Origin of the sequence: Nonomuraea polychroma, assembly GCF_004011505.1 — a bacterium.
Lineage (GTDB): Bacteria > Actinomycetota > Actinomycetes > Streptosporangiales > Streptosporangiaceae > Nonomuraea > Nonomuraea polychroma.
In genome coordinates this window covers 9,206,003-9,226,604 of sequence record NZ_SAUN01000001.1, presented here as the reverse complement: position 1 = coordinate 9,226,604, position 20,602 = coordinate 9,206,003, and the positions used below count along the sequence as shown (strand labels likewise).

The 20,602-nt window shown below is 71.1% G+C and carries 15 protein-coding genes; 6 read left to right on the top strand and 9 right to left on the bottom strand.

Annotated features, from left to right (window positions below):
* Nucleotide 1 precedes the first annotated feature (1 nt).
* Nucleotides 2-829 (bottom strand): alpha/beta fold hydrolase, encoded by an 828-nt coding sequence (locus tag EDD27_RS42400; protein WP_241564541.1) that lies wholly within the window; start codon nucleotides 827-829, stop codon nucleotides 2-4.
* Nucleotides 830-1,268: 439 nt separating this feature from the next.
* Here EDD27_RS42400 and EDD27_RS42395 point away from each other — a divergent pair, with 439 nt between their 5' ends.
* A complete protein-coding gene (locus tag EDD27_RS42395; RefSeq protein WP_127937545.1) occupies nucleotides 1,269-2,891 on the top strand; it encodes a tannase/feruloyl esterase family alpha/beta hydrolase in 1,623 nt (540 codons plus the stop codon).
* Between the two features lie 34 nt (nucleotides 2,892-2,925).
* Nucleotides 2,926-3,489, top strand: a complete 564-nt coding sequence (locus tag EDD27_RS42390) for a DUF308 domain-containing protein (protein ID WP_127937543.1) — start codon at nucleotides 2,926-2,928, stop codon at nucleotides 3,487-3,489.
* Nucleotides 3,490-3,613: 124 nt separating this feature from the next.
* Here the strand turns inward: EDD27_RS42390 and EDD27_RS42385 are convergent, their stop codons facing one another.
* Nucleotides 3,614-4,672 (bottom strand): alpha/beta fold hydrolase, encoded by a 1,059-nt coding sequence (locus EDD27_RS42385; protein WP_127937541.1) that lies wholly within the window; start codon nucleotides 4,670-4,672, stop codon nucleotides 3,614-3,616.
* A 284-nt stretch (nucleotides 4,673-4,956) separates the two neighbouring features.
* Here EDD27_RS42385 and EDD27_RS42380 point away from each other — a divergent pair, with 284 nt between their 5' ends.
* Nucleotides 4,957-5,730 carry an alpha/beta hydrolase gene (locus EDD27_RS42380; RefSeq protein ID WP_127937539.1) on the top strand — a complete coding sequence of 258 codons (774 nt, stop codon included), beginning with the start codon at nucleotides 4,957-4,959 and terminating at the stop codon, nucleotides 5,728-5,730.
* Between the two features lie 7 nt (nucleotides 5,731-5,737).
* On the opposite strand, the gene EDD27_RS42375 is transcribed toward EDD27_RS42380, so the two are convergent.
* A complete protein-coding gene (locus EDD27_RS42375; RefSeq protein ID WP_127937537.1) occupies nucleotides 5,738-8,503 on the bottom strand; it encodes a helix-turn-helix transcriptional regulator in 2,766 nt (921 codons plus the stop codon).
* Here EDD27_RS42375 and EDD27_RS42370 point away from each other — a divergent pair.
* Complete coding sequence (locus EDD27_RS42370) at nucleotides 8,482-9,036, top strand: TetR/AcrR family transcriptional regulator (protein WP_127937535.1); 555 nt, start codon at nucleotides 8,482-8,484, stop codon at nucleotides 9,034-9,036. The genes EDD27_RS42375 and EDD27_RS42370 overlap by 22 nt on opposite strands.
* A 316-nt stretch (nucleotides 9,037-9,352) precedes the next feature.
* Here EDD27_RS42370 and EDD27_RS42365 read toward each other — a convergent pair whose 3' ends face one another.
* From EDD27_RS42365 to EDD27_RS42340, 5 genes are all read right to left on the bottom strand, one after another.
* Nucleotides 9,353-10,246 (bottom strand): alpha/beta fold hydrolase, encoded by an 894-nt coding sequence (locus EDD27_RS42365; protein ID WP_127937533.1) that lies wholly within the window; start codon nucleotides 10,244-10,246, stop codon nucleotides 9,353-9,355.
* 77 nt (nucleotides 10,247-10,323) lie between these two features.
* Nucleotides 10,324-11,433 (bottom strand): aldo/keto reductase, encoded by a 1,110-nt coding sequence (locus EDD27_RS42360; protein ID WP_127937531.1) that lies wholly within the window; start codon nucleotides 11,431-11,433, stop codon nucleotides 10,324-10,326.
* A gap of 272 nt (nucleotides 11,434-11,705) precedes the next feature.
* A complete protein-coding gene (locus tag EDD27_RS42350; RefSeq protein WP_127937529.1) occupies nucleotides 11,706-12,314 on the bottom strand; it encodes a TetR/AcrR family transcriptional regulator in 609 nt (202 codons plus the stop codon).
* A gap of 107 nt (nucleotides 12,315-12,421) precedes the next feature.
* The gene (locus EDD27_RS42345; protein WP_127937527.1) at nucleotides 12,422-13,273 is read right to left on the bottom strand and encodes an LLM class flavin-dependent oxidoreductase; all 852 of its coding nucleotides are present in this window, start codon (nucleotides 13,271-13,273) and stop codon (nucleotides 12,422-12,424) included.
* A 6-nt stretch (nucleotides 13,274-13,279) separates the two neighbouring features.
* A complete protein-coding gene (locus EDD27_RS42340; RefSeq protein ID WP_127937525.1) occupies nucleotides 13,280-13,915 on the bottom strand; it encodes a hemerythrin domain-containing protein in 636 nt (211 codons plus the stop codon).
* Between the two features lie 184 nt (nucleotides 13,916-14,099).
* On the opposite strand from EDD27_RS42340, the gene EDD27_RS42335 reads away from it, so the two are divergent.
* Nucleotides 14,100-16,907 carry an ATP-binding protein gene (locus EDD27_RS42335; RefSeq protein ID WP_127937523.1) on the top strand — a complete coding sequence of 936 codons (2,808 nt, stop codon included), beginning with the start codon at nucleotides 14,100-14,102 and terminating at the stop codon, nucleotides 16,905-16,907.
* A gap of 47 nt (nucleotides 16,908-16,954) precedes the next feature.
* On the opposite strand, the gene EDD27_RS42330 is transcribed toward EDD27_RS42335, so the two are convergent.
* Nucleotides 16,955-17,707: an AfsR/SARP family transcriptional regulator gene (locus EDD27_RS42330; RefSeq protein ID WP_206641898.1), complete on the bottom strand. Its 753-nt coding sequence runs from the start codon at nucleotides 17,705-17,707 to the stop codon at nucleotides 16,955-16,957.
* Nucleotides 17,708-17,855: 148 nt separating this feature from the next.
* Here EDD27_RS42330 and EDD27_RS42325 point away from each other — a divergent pair, with 148 nt between their 5' ends.
* A complete protein-coding gene (locus EDD27_RS42325) occupies nucleotides 17,856-20,576 on the top strand; it encodes a BTAD domain-containing putative transcriptional regulator (protein ID WP_338324690.1) in 2,721 nt (906 codons plus the stop codon).
* Nucleotides 20,577-20,602 lie beyond the last annotated feature (26 nt).

The window sequence follows — 20,602 nt, the reverse complement described above, 5'->3', positions numbered from 1 at the left end:
GCTATCGGGTGGCGCGTGCGGCCTTCTCGATGACGTCGGCCACGGTCTTCGGCTGGGAGACGGCGACGGAGTGGGAGGCGCGTACTTCGATGGAGTGCGCGTGGGCGCGCTTGGCCATGTAGCGCTGGACTTCGGCGGGGATGTTGAGGTCCTGGGTCGTGATGACGGCCCAGGTGGGCTTGTCCTTCCAGGCGGCGGCCTGGGTCTTCTCCTCCAGGGCGGACTGGGCGATGGGCCGCTGGGTGGCGGCCATGAGAGCCGCGGTGCCGGCCGGTACGTCGGCGGCGAACTGGTGGTGGAACTTGCCGGGCTTGATGTACAGGTCGGTTCCGGTGGTGCCGCCGGGGAGAGTGAAGGGGGTGGGGTCGAGGGCGCCGGGGAGGGTGGAGCCGGGGAATTTGTTCGTCAGCTCCAGGGCGGTCTCACCGGGGGCGGGCAGGAAGGCGGCAACGTACACGAGGGCCTTGACCTGGGGGTCGTTCGCGCCGGCGACGCTGATGACCGAGCCGCCGTAGGAGTGCCCGACGAGGATCTTGGGCCCGGCGACGTGGTCGAGGACGCTGCGGAGTGCGGCCGCGTCGTTGGCCGGTCCGCGCAGCGGGTTGGCCGCGGCGACGACGGGGTAGCCGTCCGCGCGCAGCTCTTCGATCACCGCGTTCCAGCTGGAGGCGTCGGCGAAGGCGCCGTGCTCCAGCACGATGGTCGGCTTGGCGGGCTTGTCCGCCGCGTGGGCGGGCGTGGCGACGGCGGTGGCGAGGAGACCGATCGCGACCGCTGACAGGGCGCCCGACATGAGCCGCCGGCTGCGTACACCCTTGATGCTGACCACGGTATTTCCCTTTCAGAAGGCATTCGGACGAGGTGCCATCACTGTCGTCCGGGAAGGACCGCGGTCACATCGGTCACTTGACGGTCAGTCACGACGAGCCGGCCGCGGCCGTCGTTCAGTGCCACAACGGCGCTGGTCGGCGGGCTGTCCGGCCTTGCGTGGCGGCCGTGTGCGCGCCTGTTCGCGCCTCAGCGCGTTAAGCCATTCAACTCTTCAGTCGGTGACGTGAGCACGGGCGGCACCGCCAAGCCGTGGGCCGCGACCTGCGCACATGTCCCCTTGTGTGCCCGCTGACCTGCGCCGCGACGTGTGTGACGTGCTCGGGGAGCGGCTCGCCGGTGCTGACCGTCAACTGACTGATGTGCCGGGTGCCGGCCGCGAACGACAGTGAGACGCACCGCAACAGCCGACGACCCGGCACTTCATTGAGAGGAATGTCATGAAACGCCTTCTGTTCATCTTCGCGGCCGGAGTGCCGCTGGCGGCGGCGGCGTGCCTGCCGGCCGCGGCTTCGGCCGGCACCGCGCGCTCCGCCGCCGTCCCGTTCACGTGCTCGTCCATCTCCGTGAATGCTCCGGCGGGCACCACGGTGGAGTCCGTGACGGCGGTGAGCCGGGAGGCGGGCACCGTGACCGTCCCTCCGGTGCCGCCGTTCACCGACGTGGTCGAGATCCCGGACGTGCCGGCCTACTGCGATGTCACGGTCACGCTCACCCACCCGGGCGTCGGCGACCACGCCAAGGTGCGGATCTGGCTGCCCGAGACCGGCTGGACCGGCCGTTTCCAGGCGTTGGGCGGCAGCGCCTTCGCCGCCGGTGACTACGGCGCGGGCCTGGCCGGCGCGATCAAGAGCGGCTACGCCGCCGCGACCACCGACGCCGGCGTCGGGACATACCTGGACACCAGCTGGGCCCTGAACAGTGACGGCGAGGTCAACACGGCGCTGCTGAAGAACTTCGCCGACCGGTCCCAGCACGAGATGGCGGTCGTCGGCAAGCATGTGGTCAAGGAGGTCTACGGCAGGTCCGTCTCCTACTCGTACTGGACCGGCTGCTCGACCGGCGGCCGCCAGGGCTACATGGAGGCCCAGCGCCACCCTGGCGACTTCGACGGCATCCTGGCCACCGCTCCGGCGATCAGCTGGGACGAGTTCGAGGTCGCGACCCTGTGGCCGCAGGTGGTGATGAACGAGGAGAACACCTTCCCCTCCCCTTGTGAGTTCAACGCCTTCAACGAGGCCGCCGTCAAGGCCTGTGACCCGCTCGACGGCGCTCCCGACGGGCTGATCGGCGACCCCGCCAGGTGCACCTTCGACCCGCGGCAGCTCATCGGCAAGAGCGTCGAATGCGACGGCGAGCAGGAGACCATCACCGCGGCCGACGCCGCCGTCGTACGTAAGATCTGGGACGGCCCGCGCACCCCGTCCGGTAAGAAGTTGTGGTCCGGCATCCCGATCGGTGCCGGCTTCGACCTCGCCGGCACCGACATCGACGCGGACGGGAACCGCGTGGGCATGCCGTTCCCCGTACCGGCCAGCTGGGTCTCGACGTTCCTGAAGCGGCAGCCCTCCTATGACCTCTCGACGATCACCTACGCCGAGTTCGCCGAGCTGTTCGAGCAGTCCCAGGCCGAGTACGACACCATCATCGGCACCGACGACCCCGACCTGTCGGCGTTCCGCAGGTCCGGCGGCAAGCTCCTCACCTGGCACGGCCAGGCCGACCAGCTGATTCCCGCTCAGGGCACCGTGGACTACCGCCGGCGGGTGGAGCTGGCCATGGGCGGTGCGGCCCGGGTCGACGACTTCTACCGGCTGTTCCTGGCGCCGGGCGTCGCCCACTGCGCCGGCCCCACGAGCACCGGCCCCGCACCTACCGACGCCCTCGGCGCCCTGACGGCCTGGGTCGAACAAGGCAAGGCCCCGCAGACGCTGAGCGCCGCCATCACGGACTCCTCCGGCAAGACGGTGACGCGCGAGTTGTGCCGGTACCCGTCCGTCTCCCGCTACACCGGCCACGGCGACCCGGCCGACGCCGGCAGCTACTACTGCGCCCGGCACTGACAACCATCCACTCGTCTGGAAAGGCGCACCCACCATGAACACGACGTCATCCGGAACGTCATCCCTGCTCAAGCTGTACCTGGTCCGTGGAGTCCTGGCCGTGGCGTGGGCCGCGGCGTTCGCCTCCGCGCATGACCCCATCGACGGCCTCGCGATCACCCTGCTGGTCGTCTATCCGCTGATCGACGCGGTGTCGTCGCTGATCGACCTGCGTGCGCTCCCGGACGGATCGGAGCGTCGCCTGACGCTGTTCAACGGGGTGCTCAGCACTCTGGCCGCCGTCGGCGTCGGCCTGGCGGGGATGGGCGGGGTGGCGGCGGTGCTGCACGTGTTCGGTGCCTGGGCCGTCGTCTCCGGTGCGGCGCAGGTGCTGGTCGGGCTGCGGCGGCGCGGCCCGGAGCTGGGCAAGCAGTGGCCGATGCTGATCGCGGGCGGTCTGTCGTTCCTCGTGGGCATCTTCTACAACATCCAGGCCCTGGGGGACGACGCCTCCCTCGACGTGCTGTCGGTCTATGCCACCGGTGGCGGCGTGTTCTTCATCATCCAGGCCGGGCTGCTGGCCTGGCGTGCCCGCCAGCGGCACACGCAGACCGTCTGACGGCTTTCGTGGCGGCTCGCGGAGGGCGCGGGTGCGACACGGCCACGAAGACACCGACAGCCTGCCGGATCGTATCCGGCAGGCTGTCGTGGTATCGCAGGAAGTGGGCTGGCTGTCGCGTTCGTCAGAAGTGGTCCACGTCGACGACGGCCTGGGCGAAGGCCGTGGGTGCTTCCTGCGGCACGTTGTGGCCGATGCCCTCCAGGGTGCGGTGTTCGTAGGCGCCGGTGAACATGTTCCGGTACGACGAGCCGTCGCCCGGCGGCGCCGTGAAGGGGTCGCGCTCGGCGTCCAGGGTGATGGTCGGCACCTTGAGGGTCGGCCGTGCGGCGAGCCGCTTCTCCAGACCGTCGTAACGGCGCTCACCGTCGGCCAGGCTGAGCCGCCACCGGTAGTTGTGGATCACGATGGCGGCGTAGTCGGGGTTCTCGAAGGCCGCGGCCGTGCGCTCGAAGGTGGCGTCGTCGAAGTCCCACGTCGGGGAGACGGTGTCCCAGACGAGCCGGTTCAGGTCGTGGCGCTTCTTCGGGTCCTCCATGGCCTTCCGGCCCCGCTCCGTGGCGAAGTAGTACTGGTACCACCAGGCGTATTCGGCCTTCGGCGGCAGCGGCTCGAGGTTGGCCTCGAGGTTCGTGATGAGGTAGCCGCTCACCGACACCAGGGCCTTGCACCGCTGCGGCCACAGGGCGGCGATGATGTCGGCGGTCCTCGATCCCCAGTCGAAGCCGGCAAGCACGGCCTTGTCGATCTTGAGAGCGTCCATCAGGGCGATGATGTCGAGCGCGATCGCCGACTGCTGGGCGTTGCGGAACGTCTTCGAGGACAGGAACCGCGTCGTGCCGTGACCGCGCAGGTAGGGAACGATCACCCGGTAGCCCTGCGCCGCCAGCAGGGGAGCGACGTCGACGAAGCTGTGGATGTCGTACGGCCAGCCGTGCAGGCAGATGACCACGGGCCCGCGGGCCGGGCCCGCCTCGGCGTAACCGATGTCCAGCAGCCCGGCCTTGACCTGCTTCAGCGAGGCGAAGGACGTGTGCGTGCCGGGCGTGACCGCCGGCAACGTCGGGGCCGCCCCGCGCGTGGTGGCTGAGGCGGCCGGGAACGCCTGCACGCCCGCCAGCGAGGCGACTGTCGCGCCGGTGGCCAAACCGAGGGCCTTGCCGAAGGTGCGCCTGTTGATCATGTGAAATCCTCCGTGTCGTGTCGCAGGGAATGCGACATCTCTCACTGTTTCGGGCACGAGGGATCCGGCACATCAGTCACATGACGGTGAGACACGGCGAACGGCAGCCGTGCCGCCCACGCGAAACCCACCCCCGGAGCCCGGCGTCCCGGCAGACCGCGCCGGACCAGCGACGCAAGGCGGACACGAACATTAAGTCATTCGACTGTTCCCGCCCCAGGCGCATCTGGACGATCCTTGGTCACATCCCATACGACCTGGTCCTGAGCCTTTCCGGAGGATCCGTGAACCCGACTCCCGTCGTCTTCATCCATGGCGCGTGGCTCCACGCGTCGTCGTGGGAGTCATGGAACGAGCGCTTCTCCAGTTTCGGCTTCGCCGTCTGCGCGCCGGGTTGGCCGGGGGAGCCCGCCACGGTGGGCGAGGCACGCCGGCATCCCGAGACGCTCCACGAGCTGGGGCTCGACGCGCTCACGGATCACTACGCGCGCATCGTCCGTTCCTTCGACACCCCGCCCGTGATCGTCGGCCACTCGGTGGGCGGGCTCATCGCGCAGCACCTCCTCGGCACGAACGCGGGCCGTGCCGCGGTCGCCATCGCCCCCGCCCCGGTGGACCACGCGAGCTCCCCGGCGCCTGGGGAGCCGTGGCCGGTGTCCATGGACGCCGGGAGGTTCCGGCGGCTGTTCGCCAGCGCGGTCACCGAGCAGGAGTCGGCCGAGCTGTTCGAGCGCCACGTCGTTCCCGGGCCGCGCCGGCTGCTGGCCGAGCTGGGACACGGCGGCGCCGTACGGCACCCGCGGGCGGTCGTGGACCACGGCAACACCGGCCGCGGCCCGCTGCTGCTGATCTCGGGGCAGGAGGACCGGCTCGTGCCGGATCACGTCACCCGGGCCGTGTACAAGTTGTACAGCGACTCGACGGCCACCAGCAGCCTCAAGCAGTTCCCGGATCGGGCCCATTCGCTGGTCATCGACAGCGGCTGGCGGGCGGTCGCCGACTACGTGCTGGTCTGGCTCGCCGAGCGAGGGGTGCGCGCCGACCCGTCGAAGTGGTGAAGGGGGCTCACGCGTCGCCGCCGTCGCCGACCTTGTCCAGAGCGTCGCGCAGCGCGGCACGCGAGGTAATGCCCAATTTCGGGAAGACGCGGTAGAGATGGGAGCTGACGGTGCGCGGGGACAGATGCATGCGTTCGCCGATCTCCTTGTTCGTCAGCCCGCTTGCGGCCAGCTCGGCGATGCGGCGTTCCTGCCAGGTCAGCGTGGACAGGTACGACAGCGAGGCCCGGGCGGGCGCCCCTGATGCGCGCAGCTCGGCCTGGGCACGTTCGGCCCAGCCTGTGGCGCCGAGCCGTTCGAAGGACTCGGCGGCGCGCACCAGGACGGGCCGTGCGGCCTTGGGTCCCTGGGTGTGCCTGAGCCGGACGCCGTGGACCAGGCGGATGCGTGCCAGCTCGAACGGGAAGCCGGCTGCGGCCGGCTGGGCCTCGGCCCGGGCGTACATGTCCTCGGCCTCCTTCTCGTCGTCGGTCGTCATGGCCAGAGCGCCGTACGTGATGAGGGCCAGCCGGGGGGAGATGCCGGGCAGGCCGGCGTCGGAGGCGGCCTGGGCGTGCCGGCGGGCCTGCTCCAGACGCCCGGTGTGCACGGCGGCCTCGACCAGGTCGAGCAGCGTGCGTGAGGCCTGGTGGACGCAGCGGGCGAACGATCCCGGCGGCGTGATGCCGATGGCGTACAGGTAGGCGGCTTCGTAGTCGCCCTCGCTCAGGGCCGCCGTCGTGCCGATGGCGTCGGCGATCTGGGCCAGGAATCCCACGCCGCGCGGGCGGGCCCAGGCGTCCAGGAGGGCCTGCAGCTCCCGGGCCCGTTCGACCTGGCCGCGCATGGCGGCCAGGAGCCCCAGGTAGGCGTGGGTGTGGTGGGTGAACAGCGCGTTTCCGCGGGACGTGGTCAGCTCCAGCGCGCGTTGTCCCGTCCGTTCGGCGTCGTCCCACTCGCCGGCGGCCAGCTGGTCGAGCATGATGAGGTGCAGCATGGTCATGCCGGTGGCCACGGCGCCGGTATCCACTTCACGGTCGACGGCGCGCTGCAGGTAGGGGCGGTACTGGCTCAGCGTGTCGACGTGGTAGGCGGCCACGGCCAGGCGCGAGACGTCCCACGGTTCCAGCTCCGAGGCGCCGGCGAACGCGCGCTCGACGCGCTCGTGCACGCCCGAGCCGTGACGGACGACGTCGCTCCACGCGTCGCGGTAGATCGCCGAGCGGGTGTCGACTCGGTCTCCCAGAGAGTCCATGAGCTGCTTGGTGCGGTCCCACAGCGCGGCGTCGCCGGCGTACTGGCTGATGGCCAGCAGCACGTTCACCAGCCGGGTGAGCACTTCGGCGGGCTCGTGCGCGCTGTCTTTCCGCAGGCTCTCGATCGCCGCCGCGACGTGACGATGCGCGGAGCGTACGTCGCCGTCTTCGTACAGGGCCACGTAGGCCGAGGTGACGACCGCGGCGGGAGACCCGCTCGCGCCCGGCAGCAGGTCCGAGCGGACGAGCTTCTGCGCCTGGTCCAGGAGCGCCGCATGCCCGGCGATGAAGGCGGCGTCACCGACCCGCCTGGAGCGGTCGGCGGGCGTCTCGCTCAACTCCGCCGCGCGGGTCAGCCAGGCCACGGCCGCGACCGCGCCGCCGCGCCGGGTCGCCGAGTCGGCCGCGGCCTCCAGCGCGGCTGCCACCTCCTCGTCGGGATCCACGATCGAGGCCGCCAGGTGGCGGGCGCGCCGCTCGACGTCGTCGCGGTGCACCCGCGCGAGCTCGGCATGTGCCGCGCGGCGCTGGTTGGGGGTCGCCAGCTGAACGACGGTGGTGCGGATCAGCGGGTGCCGGAAGATGAGGTCGCCGGTGGCGGGGTCGATGTCCAGGAGGCCGGCCGCGACCGCTTCGTCGGCCTCGCGCATGCGGTAGCGGGCGCCGGGGGCGCGGTTGGCGCCCGGTCCCGCCCCGACGCCGTCGAGGGCGCCGCGCAGTAATTCCTCGCGTACGGGGCCGGGCAGGCGTTCGACGCGGAGGCCGTAGACGTGCTGCAGACGGCGCGACAGCGGGATGTTGCCGAATCCGAGGAGTGCCTCCGCCGTGCGGCCGGTGTGGCCGCCGTTCAGGTAGGCGGGCAGCTCCAACAGCGCCAGAGGGTTGCCCATGGCGTGCTCCAGGACGATGCGCCGGGTCTGCGCGTCGAGCTGCGGATGGCGCATGTCCAGCAGGTGCCCGGCCGCCTCCTCCGGCAGGGCCGCCACGGGGAGTTCGGGAAGCGCGGCCGTGTCGAACCGCGAGCCGACGTCGGACCGTACGGCGATGAGCATCTTCACAGAGCTGCCGCTGAGCCGGCGCCCCACGAACCCGCACACCTCGACGCTGGAGGGGTCCATCCACTGACCGTCGTCGAGCAACAGCAGCAGCGGTTTCTCCGACGCCGCCAAAGACAGCAGGTCGAGGACGGCGATGCCGAGGGACATGACCGACGGCGCCTTGCCCTCGCGCAGCCCGAAGACGACGTCGAAGACGGCGCGGCGGCCTTCGTCGAGGCCGGCCGAGTGAGGCAGCAGCGAGTACAGCAGCTGGTGCAGGCCGGCGAAGGGCAGCTCCGCCTCCGCCTCGACCCCGGCGGCGCGGATCACCCGGTGGGTCTCCGGGGCCGCGAGGCCGGCCACATGGTCGAGCAGGGCGCTCTTGCCGACCCCGGTCTCGCCCCTGAGGATGAGGGCCTGCCCTCCGGCGGCCGCCATGAACGCGGACAGCTCCCCTTGGACGCCATCCCGGCCCACCATTGTCGAGACGAGCGACTCCACGCTTCCCTCACTCCTTCAGGTATGGCCGATCAGGCCAGAGTCCTTGGCCGCGAAGCGCGACCATCGCCGCCATCGCCGCCGAGGCAGGAGTGGATCGCCGCACGGTCTACCGCCGCTTCGCCTCCCGCGAAGACCTCATGGCCGCCGTCTACGGAGCACGCTACGACGCGGTCGAGGAGGCCATCGAGGCCGCCAGGCCACGCGAGGCCCCGGTCGCGGTCGCGCTGCATCGTTACGTCGAGGGCATCATCGCCGTCAACCGCAAATGGCCCGTGGAGACGAGCCGCATGCTCCGCGAGGCGACGATCCGCGAGCGCCGCCAACGCCTGATCGACGAGGTCGACACCTTCCTGCAGCGCGCCACCGACGAGGGTCTGCTGCGCTCCGACCTGCCACCCGGCTGGGTGGCCACGGTCCTGCCGCCGCTGATGGAACACGCCGCCGAGGACCTGCCCGAGCTGAGCGCCGCACAGGCCGCCGACGTCGTGGCCGACACGCTGCTGCGCGGCGTCGGCACCCCGCAGGCGCGCTGACCCTGCACGGTGGCGGGCGTGCAGGGCCCGCGACAGGCGGTCTCTACGGCAGTGGTCATGGGTTTCCTCGCGTACGATGCGGCCGGGCAGGGTCGGCCTCAGGCAAGCCAGCCCCGATGCGACCCTAGGCACCGCGTGCATGCGAACGGTTGACGACGCGTATACATGCCATGGCAGGGCCGCTCAGGCAGCACTTCCCGCCGGCCCCTTCGTTCAGGGGACGATCCGGATGGCAGGGCCCGTCTATACAAGCCGCATATCCGCTTCTGTGGCGCGAGCAGCCCGACCATCCGCCCCCCGGCCGCCGGCTGGTCCGTCACTCGACCGTGGCTGCCACGAAGGCCGTCACGGCACGGGCGAAGGCGTCAGGCTCTTCGACGTGACCGAGATGGCCACTGTTCTCCAACAGGACCAGCTCGGCGCGGGGAATCCCGTCGGCCAGCTCCCCTGCCCAGCGCGGACCGCAGATGACGTCGTGGCGGCCGGCGATGACCAGCGCCGGTACGTGGAACGAGCCGAGCATCGCTCGGTCGTCGATGGCATCCGGGACGAGTCGGTCGTCCAGGCCGGAGATATAGGTGCCTGTCACCGACAACAGCGGCGCGTACTCTTCCTGGTGGTCCCAGTAGTCGGCGAGGTAGGCGGGCAGCAGCCCGCGGGCGGCCCGAGTGACCGCCTCGTCGTCCGCGAGCCCGCCCAGCGACTCCCACGCGTCGAGGACGTCCCGTAACCCGGGCCTGCCCGCGTTGCGCCGCGCGAACGCCTCCATGTTGCGCGCCGACTCGGCGAAGTGCTCGGGGCCGGTCACCGGGGCGCTGTCGTACAGGACGACGCCGGCGAGCCGGTTGGGGCGCGTCAGGGCGTAGTGCTGCGCGACGAAGCCGCCGTGGGAGTGGCCGAGCAGGTGGACGCGGGCCACGCCGAGGTGCCGGATCAGCCCGTCCAGGGCCTGCGCGTAGCGCTCGCGCGTGTAGCCGTGCGGATGCGCCGGCAGCCGGCCGGAGGCGCCCGTCCCGATCGGCTCGACGTACACCATGGTCAGGTGCTCCTCTGCCGCCGGCATCCGCAGGTACTCCCACGACAGCCCCGGGCCGCCCGGGTGGGCCAGGCAGACGGGCCCGGTCCCCGCGACGTGGTAGCGCTGGGCGACGCGTCCGACGTTGACAGTGTGCGTGCCCGGCGACAGCGGGGTCGCGACGGCGGTGTTCATGTGTCTCCCTTGCGTACGGTGTTATGCAGTGTTCTGCTGCGCCAGTCCGCCGCACCGCGCACAGCAGGCGAAGTCCGTCAAGCGCTGCGTTCGGGTGCCCAGTTCCGTACGGCGGGGGCGTACCCGGCCGGCTTGTCCCCGACCTTGACGCCCGGACTGACCAGCCAGCTCTGATAGTCCGGCGTGAACATCTGGTAGACCGACAGGGGCGGCACGGAACTCGCCTCGTCGAGCTCGGCGCGCAGCTCGGCCGGCAGCTCGAAGTCGAGGGCCACCATGTTGGCGTCGAGCTGGTCCGCGCTGCTCGCCCCCACGATCGCCGAGGCGACACCGGGCTGGGTGGCGACCCAGTTGAGCGCGACCTGAGCCATCGTCACGCCGAGCTTGTCGGCGACGCTCTCGACCGCCGCCAGCAGCCGCCAGTCCCGCTCCGTCCACGAGCGTCCGGCGAAGCCCGCGCCGCTGAGCCGGCCGTCTCCGGCCAAGCCCTGGTCGGCACTCCGGTACTTGCCGGTGAGGAAGCCGCCGCCGAGCGGGCTCCATGCGGTGATGCCGAGTCCCAGGCTCTGTCCCATGGCGACGTGCTCCAGCTCGATCGTCCGGTCGATGAGGGAGTAGGGCAGTTGCAGGCTGACCACCGGTACGAGGGAGTTGGCCTCGGCGTGGGTCTGGGCCCGCGCGGCGTACCAGCTGGGCACGTCGGACAGCCCCGCGTAGCGGATCTTTCCGGCCCTGGTGAGGTCGTCGAAGGTCCGCATGACCTCCTCGACGGGAGTGATCCGGTCCCAGGTGTGCAGCAGGAACAGGTCAATGTAGTCGGTGCGAAGGCGGCGCAGTGACGCCTCGACTGCTCTGATCATGTGCTTGCGTCCGTTGCCCCCGGCGTTCGGATCTCCGGGGTCGACGCTGTTGGTGAACTTGGTGGTGAGCACCACCCTGTCGCGCACCTTGGCTTCCGCGATGAGGTTGCCGAGGATGGTCTCGCTCTCGCCGGCGGTGTAGAAGTCCGCGGTGTCGATGAAGTTCCCGCCCGCTTCGAGGTAGCGGCGGAAGATCGGGCGGGCTTCCTCCTCGGTCTTGCCGTACGCGGCGTGGAAACCGCCGGTGCCGAAATTCATCGTGCCCAGTGCCAGCCGGCTGACGCGCAGTCCGGAACGTCCGAGCAGGTAGTAGTGATCCAGGGACATGAGGGTGTCACCCCGTTCGCAAGCAGATTCGATGAGGCTGGGACGAACACTCGTCAGCATGCGCAGCCAAAAATGGACTGTCAAGTCCAAAAAAATGGCGCCCACCAGCTCTGCCCCTACTCCAAGGCCACTCGCGGCAACATCCCCGTCACCATCCGCGCGACCGCCGTCGCCTGACCCGCCGCCCGCCGGCGTCGTCCTGCCTCGGCGGGCTTCGCCACGGAAGGGTGGCGACAGGTCGCGTCCGTCGCCCCCGGAAGGTTAGCCCTCGGTCAAGGCGACGCAAGCTTGCCGGCGGCGCGCAGGTGGGCGATGCCCATGTCCAGGGCGGCTTCCAGATGGTCGGTCTGGCCGGTGGACATCTGGATCAGTACGCCGCCCTGGATGCCGGCGAGCAGGGCGGCCGCCGCGCGGTCGGGGTCCAGGCCCGGGTCGATCTCGCCGGCGCCCTGCATGTGGCGCACACCGGTGGCGATCTCGGCCTGCCAGCGGTGCATCAGCTCGGTGACCACGGCCTGAGCACCTGGCGTGCGGCTGCCCAGCTGGGACATGACGGAGTTGAGCGGGCACAGGCGGCCCTGCCTGCGGTACCGGTCGACGACCTTGTCGCGCCACGATTGCCAGGCGGGCCAGGAGGTGAGGTCGCCGAGCTGGGGCCGCTGGTCCTCCAGCACCCGGTCGGCCTCGAAGCGGGCCACGGCCAGCAGCAGCTCCTCCCGTCCGTCCGGGAAGTAGTGGAAGAGCTGGCTCTTGCTCGTCGCCGTCCTGGCCAGCACGTCGTCGAGCGTCATTTCGGCCACGCCGTGCTCGCGGATGTGCGCTGCGGCGCCCTCGAGAATGCGCTGCCGCGTCGCGGCCCCCTTGCGGGTAAGAGTCCGCATGACCGCCCTCCAGACTGGACTTGCCAGTCCATGGTAGCTGGGGTGCGCATCAAGCGGGGCGCTCATCGGCGAGCGGCGAACAGCAGCGGCCACGCTGACTGAGAAGGTCACGCCAGCAGGTCCGCAAGCCGGTCGATCTGCTCGATGTCATCGGACCAGCAGCTGAGCATCACCTCGTGCGCTCCGAGGTCCCGATAGGCATCGACGGTTTCCCGGATTTCCGTGGCGGTGGTCGCCATCGCCTGCAGCGACTGGGCGCCGAGCTCCGGTGCGAACGCGTAATAGTTCAGCAGTGACGCCCGCGCCTCCGCCACGGTGGACTCGGGGCCCAGCGCGACGTTGATCTGGCCGACGAGCAGCGGTTCGCCCGCCCGGCCCGCGTCCTTCCACTGCTGTCTGACGAGTTCGAACAGCGCCACCGCGTATTCAGGCGGGAGCGGGCATATGTAGCCGGTGCCCCAGCGGGCGATCCGGGCCAGCGCCGACCGTGCGAACCCGCCGAAGAGGAGCTCAGGGCCGCTCGCGCTCACCGGGGCCGGACCGACCGGCCCGAGACCCGGGGCGACCGGTTCGCCGGCCCAGATTCGGCGCATGGTCGCCAGTTGCTCGTCCATCCGCCGCCCCCGTCCGGCATGATCGGCGCCCACGGCCCGGAAGTCGTCCTCCCTCGCACCGATCCCGAGACCGAGGGTGAACCGGCCGCCGGACAACCGGTCGAGCGTGGCGCTCTGCTTGGCCAGCAGCACCGGATCGCGCAGGGGCGCGAGCAGCACTTCCGACTGCACCCGGATCCGCTCTGTCACTGCCGTCATGGCGGCCAGCATGACCATGGTCTCGGGATTGTCGTACACGATCCGGTCCGGCACGCCGATCCTGGCGTACGGACCGGCGTCCGCGCGCCGCGCCCACGCGACCAGCGCGGCAGGATCGACGAAGGGCACAGCGAGTCCGAGTGTCATGTGCGCTCAGCCTTCCGTGGCGCCGGACAGGACCGCGAGGGCGGCGTGCGCCTGGTCGCGCATCACGGGCACGAACCGCTGCGCGGGCTCCGGCAGGCCGGACAGAACGAGCGCGACCTCCTCCGGCGTGCCGACCTGGTCAAGGAATCCCACGATCAGGTGCGCCGCCGCGGACGGCGAGGTGGCGACGACTTCTCGAGAGAACGCGGTCCACTCGTCCGGCGAGATGTGCTCGCGCAACGCCGGGAACAGGATCGGCTCTTCATGCTCGAGATGCCGGTGAACCAGGGCCCGGACCGCTTCGGCTGCCCGCTGCAGCCCCGGGCGGTCACCGTCCTCGCGGCTCGGCGCGGCCTCGAGGGCGTCGAGTGCGGCGTCGAGCGCGTCGTGCTCCTCACTCAGCGCGGCCAACTGTGCCGCCGCCTCCGGCGCCACCGCCGCGATCATCGGCCACAGCTGGTGGTCTTCGGTCGCGTGATGGTGGCGCAGGTTCTGGACGAGAAACTCGCGCAGCTCGGCCAGGGCCGCGAGGGGGACTGAGGGCCGGAGGGCGGCCTCGGACAACAACGTCGTGGCGCGCCGGTGGAATGCGTGAATGAGGCGGGTCTCAGTGACGGCCACGGCCTCAGCGTTGGTCGACATGCCGGGGAGCGTAGAAGCAGCGGGAAGAGATTTCGTTGACGAACGGTTGGCGTCTGAGGTAGTGCGCGATATACGTTCCGCACACGCGGTGAAACGTCGCATCCGGGCGCGTTGGGTAGGGTCGCGGCAGGACTCGCGCGGCTGGGGGAGACAGCCGAGGACACCGAGGTAGGAGTGCCGCACCATGCCGCTTTTCGGACGGGAAGCCGAGCTGAAGGCACTGGCCGAGCTCATCGACGACCCCGGAGACCGCAGCGGCGTTCTCATTCGGGGAGAGGCCGGCATCGGGAAGTCCGCGCTCGTGGCGGAGGCCGCCTCCGCGGCGTCGGCCGCGGGCCTGCACGTGCTGACGACGATCGGCGTGGAGGCCGAGCAGAATCTCGCTTACGCCGGGTTGCACCAACTGCTGTACCCGGTCCGAGCAGGCGTGGACGCGCTGCCGGCCCCGCAGCGTGACGCCCTGCGCAGCGCGCTGGGCCTCGCCGAATCGGCCGAACCCAGCGCCTACCTTGCCGGCCTTGCCACGCTGACCCTGCTGGCCGATGCGGCCGCCGTCCGGCCGCTGCTGGTCGTCGCCGAGGACGTGCACTGGCTCGATCGCGCCAGCGCCGACGTCCTCGCCTTCGTGGCGCGCCGGATCGAGTCCGAGCCCATCGTCATGGTCGCGACGCTCCGGGAAGGCGAGCGCCCGCACATGCAGGACGCCGGGCTGTCCCCGATGCCCGTTGACCGGCTCTCCGACGAGGTCGCCGCCGAGCTCCTGGATTCGATCGCCCCCGGCCTCACCCCAGCGGTGCGGGCGCGGCTGCTGGCGGAGGCCGCCGGGAACCCGCTGGCGCTGACCGAGCTGCCGGCGGCCATGGGACGCCACGGCGGCACAGGCCCGCTGCTGTCGCTGAGCGATCGCCTGGGCGGGCTGGGGCCGGTGCTTCCGCTGAGCGAGCGTCTTGAACGCGCGTTCACCGCCCGGGTGGCCGCGCTGCCGGCTCCGGCCCGCACCGCCCTGCTGGTCGCGGCGCTCAACCAGAGCGATTCGGTCTCCGAAACGCTCGCGGCCACGGGCTTGATCCGGGGATCGACGGCCGAGCCGGAGATCCTCGCACCGGCCGCCGAGGTCCGGTTGATCGAGCTCGCCATCGGCACGGTGACGTTCCGGCATCCCCTGATGCGGTCGGCCATCGCGGCGGCTTCGACGCTCGCCGAACGCCGGCAGGCCCACCTGGCTCTCGCCGAGATGCTGCACGAACAGCCGGACCGGCGGGCCTGGCACCGGGCCGCCGCGACGGCCGGAGCCGACGAGGGCGTGGCGGCCGAGCTGGACTGCGCGGCCGACCGGGCCCGGCACCGGGGCGGGATCGCCGCCGCGATCGCGGCACTGGAGCAGGCGGCCCGGCTGAGTGAGGGACAGGCCAGGAAGGCGCTCAGGTTGCTGACAGCGGCCGAGCTCGCGGTCGAATCCGGCAGCCGCGCCACGGCCGAGCGTCTGGTGCGCGACGCACAGGCCCTCGAACTCTCGCCGCGCCGGCGTGCCACTGCCGCCTGGCTGCTCAGCGGCTTCGAGGACGGGGTGCGCGAGGACGTCTCCCGCGTGTCAGAGCTGGCCGAGCTGGCCGCGTCGGTGGCCGCCGACGGGGAGGTGGAGCCGGCTGCCCGGATCCTGTGGGGCGCCGCTATGCGCTGCTTCTGGTCCGAACCGGGTCCGGCCGCACGCCGCTCGCTGCTGGCCGTGGCCGACCGGCTGCCCGTTCCTGCCGACGATCCGCGCATGGTCGCGGTCGCCGCGTACGTCGCGCCGTTCGAGCGGGGCGGCATCGCGCTCGACCTGCTGCGCAAACTGGCCGGCGCGACCGGCGCCGCCCCGGAGACCGATCGTTACCTGGGCAGCGCGGCCCTGCAGGTCGGGGCGTTCGACCTGGCTGCCCAATTCTCCGCGGCGGCCGCGCCCGGCCTGCGCGCCCAGGGGCGGCTCGGACTGTTGCCCCGGGCGCTGGCCGTTCAGGCGTGGAGCCGGGTCCGGCTCGGCGACCTGGCCGCGGCCGTGCCGGTTGCGGCGGAGGCGGCCAAGCTCGCCCAGGAGACCGGTCAGCCGTTCATGTACGGGCTGGCCACGGCCGTCCAGGCCGAGATCGCCGCGCTGAGGGGCGACCACGGGCGGGCCAGAACACTCGCCGATGAGGCCGAACGGGTCGCACTTCCCGCCGGTGCCCGGCCCGTCCTGGCCACCGTCCAGCTCGCGCGCGGGCTCGCGGCCTTGAGCGAGGGGCGCTTCGACGACGCGTTCGCGGCCCTGAGCCGGATCCTCGATCCCGCCGACCCCGCCTACCAGCTGGCCCTGCGCGCTTACTGCCTCCCGGAGCTCACCGAGGCCGCCGTACGTGCCGGGCGGACCGACACCATGCGGGACATCCTGCACGACCTGGAGCCGCTGGCCGCATCGACGCCGTCACCGGCGCTGCACATCGGGCTGCGCTACGCGCGCGCCGTGCTCGCCCCGAACGAGGAGGCGGAAAAGCTGTTCACGGCCGCGCTACGGGCAGACCTGACCGGGTGGCCCGCCGAGCGCGGACGCCTCCATCTGGCGTTCGGCGAATGGTTGCGGCGGCAGCGCCGGGCCGCGGAATCCCGGTCGCACCTGCGCACGGCCAGGGAGACCTTCGACGCGCTCGGTATGGCCGCATGGGGCGAGCGCGCACGACAGGAGCTGCGCAGTGCGGGGGAGTCGAGCCCGAACCGGGACCCGGACGCGCGGGAGAAGCTCACCCCGCACGAGCTGAACATCGCGCAGCTGGCCGCCGAGGGGCTGACGAACCGGGAGATCGGACAACGGCTGTACCTTTCTCACCGGACCGTCAGCACCCACCTGCACCGGATCTTCCCCAAGCTCGGGGTGAGCTCTCGGGCCGATCTCGCGCGGATGCTCACGACCCTCGAGGAAAGGTCGTCCCGACAAGGGTCGTCTGTCGGCGATCACACCGCCAGACGGGGGGCCTGATCCTGCCTACGGTGTCGCTGGCGGACGGGTGCGGCCCGTGGAGTGGCTCAGACGAGTGAGGCGTCGGCCGCCGTCCTGATCCGGGCGTACATCCTCCGCAGGCCAGGACCGGGCTCCAGTCCCAGATCATCGTCCAGCAACCGGGCGATCCGGTGATAGGCCGACAGAGCTTCAACGCGGCGGCCGTCGCGGTCGAGGGCCCACATCAGCAACTCCCACAACCGCTCGCGATAAGGCTCCGCCGCCGTCGCAAGCATGAGCTCGGCGATCGCCTCGCCACAGTCGCCCTGCGCGATGTCGAGCGCCCAGCGCTCCTCCATGGCTGACGCGCGCAGCTGCTCCAGCCAGGCGCGGCGGCCCTCGAAGAAGGCTCCGCTCAGCCCCTCGAACGCCGGTCCGCGCCACAGTGCCAGCGCGCCGCGCAGCAGCCGGGAGGCCTCTGCGACCTCCCCCCGCTCGCGGGCCTCCCGCGCGGCGGCGGTGGTCTGCCGGAACACCGTCACGTCGACCGCGCCGGGGTCCACGACCAACTGGTAGCCGCCGCCCGCCGACCTGATCTCCGCCTCGGTGCCCAGCCCGGCGGCACCGCCGGCGGTCAGCACCCGGCGCAGACGGGAGACGTAGGTGCGGGTGCTCACGACGGCGCTGCGCGGCGCCTCCCGGCCCCACAACGCGCTCACGATCTCCTCAAGCGTGACCTGACGCCCCTCGCTCAGGAGCAGCAGGGCCAGCACTCCCCGCTGTTGCGGAGACCCGGCCTCCAGATCTTCCCCACCGCTCCAGACCCTGATCGGACCCAACAACCCAAAGCTCACCCCGGCCATCGAGGTTCCCCCACCCTCTCGCGTAGCGCCGCGACCCGTCACCGATGCCCCAAGCAGTGCCCGGGCGTCTGACCGACCCTACTGACGCCGCGTCGGCATTGTTGACGCATTGTCGGGCTTGTCGGTGGTCGGTACGTTTTCCGGCATCTCTGCCCCGGGACGCCGGCCATGCTGGCCCCGGAATGACGTACACGCACAGCGTCACGTGACGCTCGCGAAGGCGGTCCGGGCGAACCTACCTTCTTGGGATGTCCTACCGCAGGCCGTACGTAGGGGTCGGCCGCCGTGCACTCTCGCAAGGAAAGCGCCTTCAATCGTGATCGGACAGCCGAACGTCGTCTCGGCTCCCTGCAGGTTCACCGTTCTAGGACCGCCCGGTCTCCACTGCGGTGAGACACGGCTGGATCTTGGCGCACCGCAACAACAGGCCGTCCTCATGTTGCTACTGGCCAACAGCGGCAGCTTCGTGCGGATCGGTGAGCTGGTCGACGGCCTGTGGGGCGAGCGGGCACCGGCCACCGGCGAAGCCGTCATACGGACCTACATCTCCCGTATCCGGCGGCTGCTGTCCGAGCACGGACTGGGCTGGGCGATCAGCTCCCGGTCCGGGGGCTACATGCTCGATCCGTCGCTGTTCGCGCTGGACGCCACCGAGTTCGCCGATCTGCTCGAAACCGCCAGGCAGGAGCGCGCGAGTGGGCAGATCTCGGTGGCCGCGAATCGTATGGAGCAGGCGCTCGGCCTCTGGACGGGCACGGCGCTGGCGGGGGTCCCGGGCGAGGCCGCCGAACGTGAGCGGTTCCGGCTGGAACGACTGAAGCTGATCGCCACCCAGGAGTTGCTGCAGCTCCGCCTGGACCTGGGCGAGCACGCCGAGGTGGTTGCCGAGATCCCGCTCCTCATCGAGCAGAACCGACTCGAAGAGCCGTTGTACGAAATCTATCTGCTCGCCCTGTACCGCAGCGGGAGGCGGGCAGAGGCGCTCGAGATCTACCGGGCGGTCTACGACCTGCTGGGCAAGGAACTGGGCGTCAGCCCGGGACCGCGGCTACGGGTGATCCACGACAAGATCCTCCGGGCCGACGCAGACCACGATGACGAATTCGCCCCCGCCCCATGGGCCGAGCGGCCCGCCGCACGCTCCCCACAGGGGTCCACTTTGCCAGTGGGCACGAAGCCGGAGCGGCCTCCCGATGGGCAGTTCGTCGGCAGGGGCACGGAACGCGCCGCCTTCCAGGACCTGCTGAGGAGCCGTGGCGAACGTCTGGGTCTTGTCTTCGTCCGCGGACCTGCCGGCATCGGCAAGTCGACGCTGCTGCGTAAGCTCGCCGACGACGCGACCGCCGCCGGCCGGCAGGTATGGCACCTCCACGGCTCGGCGATCGCGGACGCGCGCGAACGCCTCGAGCGATTCGCGGAAGAGCTCGCCGGCGTCTCCGGCCCGGTTCTCCTCATCGACTCCTTCGAGAAGCTGGGAGACCTCGAACCGTGGTTTCGCCACGAATACCTCCGCAAGCTGCCCGGCAACGCGATCATCGTGGTGGCGGGCCGGACCGGGCCGAGCGCCGCCTGGCTCACCGATCCGGCCTGGTCCGGGGCGATCGTGATCCGGCACCTCGAAGCCCTCACCGCCCGGGAGGCCGCCGCGCTGCTCGAAGCCCGCGGCGTCGACCCCGGCCTCCGGAGGTCCATCGTGGACTTCGCCGTCGGCAACCCCTTCGCCCTGTCGCTCGCCGCCGAGGTCGGCAGGAGCATGTCGGCCACGGGACAGCCGTCGCGGCGTGAGGCCGTACGGTACGTGGTCGACAACGTGCTGGCTCTCGTGGCCGGTGACGTGCCGACGAATTTGCACTGGTGGGCGCTGTACGTGTGCGCGCATGCACGCCACACCACTGAAGACCTCCTCGGCGCGGTAGTGCCGGGCGACCGGGCGGCGGAGCTGTTCGACTGGCTCCGCGCGCAACCGTATGTGGAAACCGCCGCCCATGGCCTGGACGTCAACGGTGTGCTGCGCGAAGCCCTCGATCACCACCTGCGGTGGCGGGACCCCGTCGGCTATGAGCGGATGCACCGGAGGATCCGCCATTACGTCATGGACGAACTCCTGCGCGACGTGCGCGACCCGCACGCGTGCGTGGCGGTCATGCGGACGATCGGCCATCTGCGCCGGCGCGGCGGGGTCATGCGCCGGTACGTCTCGAGTGTGGGCGAGGCGGACGTGCGGGCGTCTGGGGCGACCCCCGCCGACCACGACGAACTCGTCACCATGGCGCGCGAGACCCATGGCGAGTTCACGGCCGCGTCCGTCCGGTTCTGGCTGGGCCGCCAGCCAGGGGCGTTCTCCCTGCTCCGGTGCCGCACGAGCAACCGCCTGCGTGCTTTCATGAGCTGGCTGACCCTGCGGCTGCCGGAGCGGGAAGATCTGGAGGCCGACCCCGTCGTGGGGGACATCTGGCACGACGTGAGCCGGCGCATGGCGGTGCCCCCAGGGGCGCACATCGCGATCGCGCGGCATCTGATCTGCCCGTCCTTCGAGGCCAAGCCGTCTCCCATCACGGACGTGTTCCAGGCGTGGATGATGCGCGGCTGGTTGCACGAACCCGGGTTGGCGGCCTCATACCTCGTCGTCGCGAACGGGCAGTTGTGGCGACCCTTGATGGACTATCTGGGCCAGTACGAGCTGGAGTGCGTGGGCGCGGAGTATCCGTACGCGATCTTCGGCCACGACTGGCTGGCCGACCCGCCGGAGGAATGGCGAAACCACCACCTGGACGAGGAGCTGTGGGCGGAATCGCACCCGAACCTGTTCCTCCGCCAGGACGACGCACCAATGTCTGAGGAGTGACGCAATGAACAAACGACAGGTTCGGC

Bases quoted from the DNA above. Each gene is read 5' to 3' on its own strand.
- EDD27_RS42345 (WP_127937527.1), bottom strand. From the start codon at position 13,273: ATGACACTCGGACTCGCTGTGCCCTTCGTCGATCCTGCCGCGCTGGTC.
- EDD27_RS42350 (WP_127937529.1), bottom strand. From the start codon at position 12,314: ATGCGGACTCTTACCCGCAAGGGGGCCGCGACGCGGCAGCGCATTCTC.
- EDD27_RS42335 (WP_127937523.1), top strand. From the start codon at position 14,100: ATGCCGCTTTTCGGACGGGAAGCCGAGCTGAAGGCACTGGCCGAGCTC.
- EDD27_RS42385 (WP_127937541.1), bottom strand. From the start codon at position 4,672: ATGATCAACAGGCGCACCTTCGGCAAGGCCCTCGGTTTGGCCACCGGC.
- EDD27_RS42360 (WP_127937531.1), bottom strand. From the start codon at position 11,433: ATGTCCCTGGATCACTACTACCTGCTCGGACGTTCCGGACTGCGCGTC.
- EDD27_RS42340 (WP_127937525.1), bottom strand. From the start codon at position 13,915: ATGTCGACCAACGCTGAGGCCGTGGCCGTCACTGAGACCCGCCTCATT.
- EDD27_RS42390 (WP_127937543.1), top strand. From the start codon at position 2,926: ATGAACACGACGTCATCCGGAACGTCATCCCTGCTCAAGCTGTACCTG.
- EDD27_RS42365 (WP_127937533.1), bottom strand. From the start codon at position 10,246: ATGAACACCGCCGTCGCGACCCCGCTGTCGCCGGGCACGCACACTGTC.
- EDD27_RS42395 (WP_127937545.1), top strand. From the start codon at position 1,269: ATGAAACGCCTTCTGTTCATCTTCGCGGCCGGAGTGCCGCTGGCGGCG.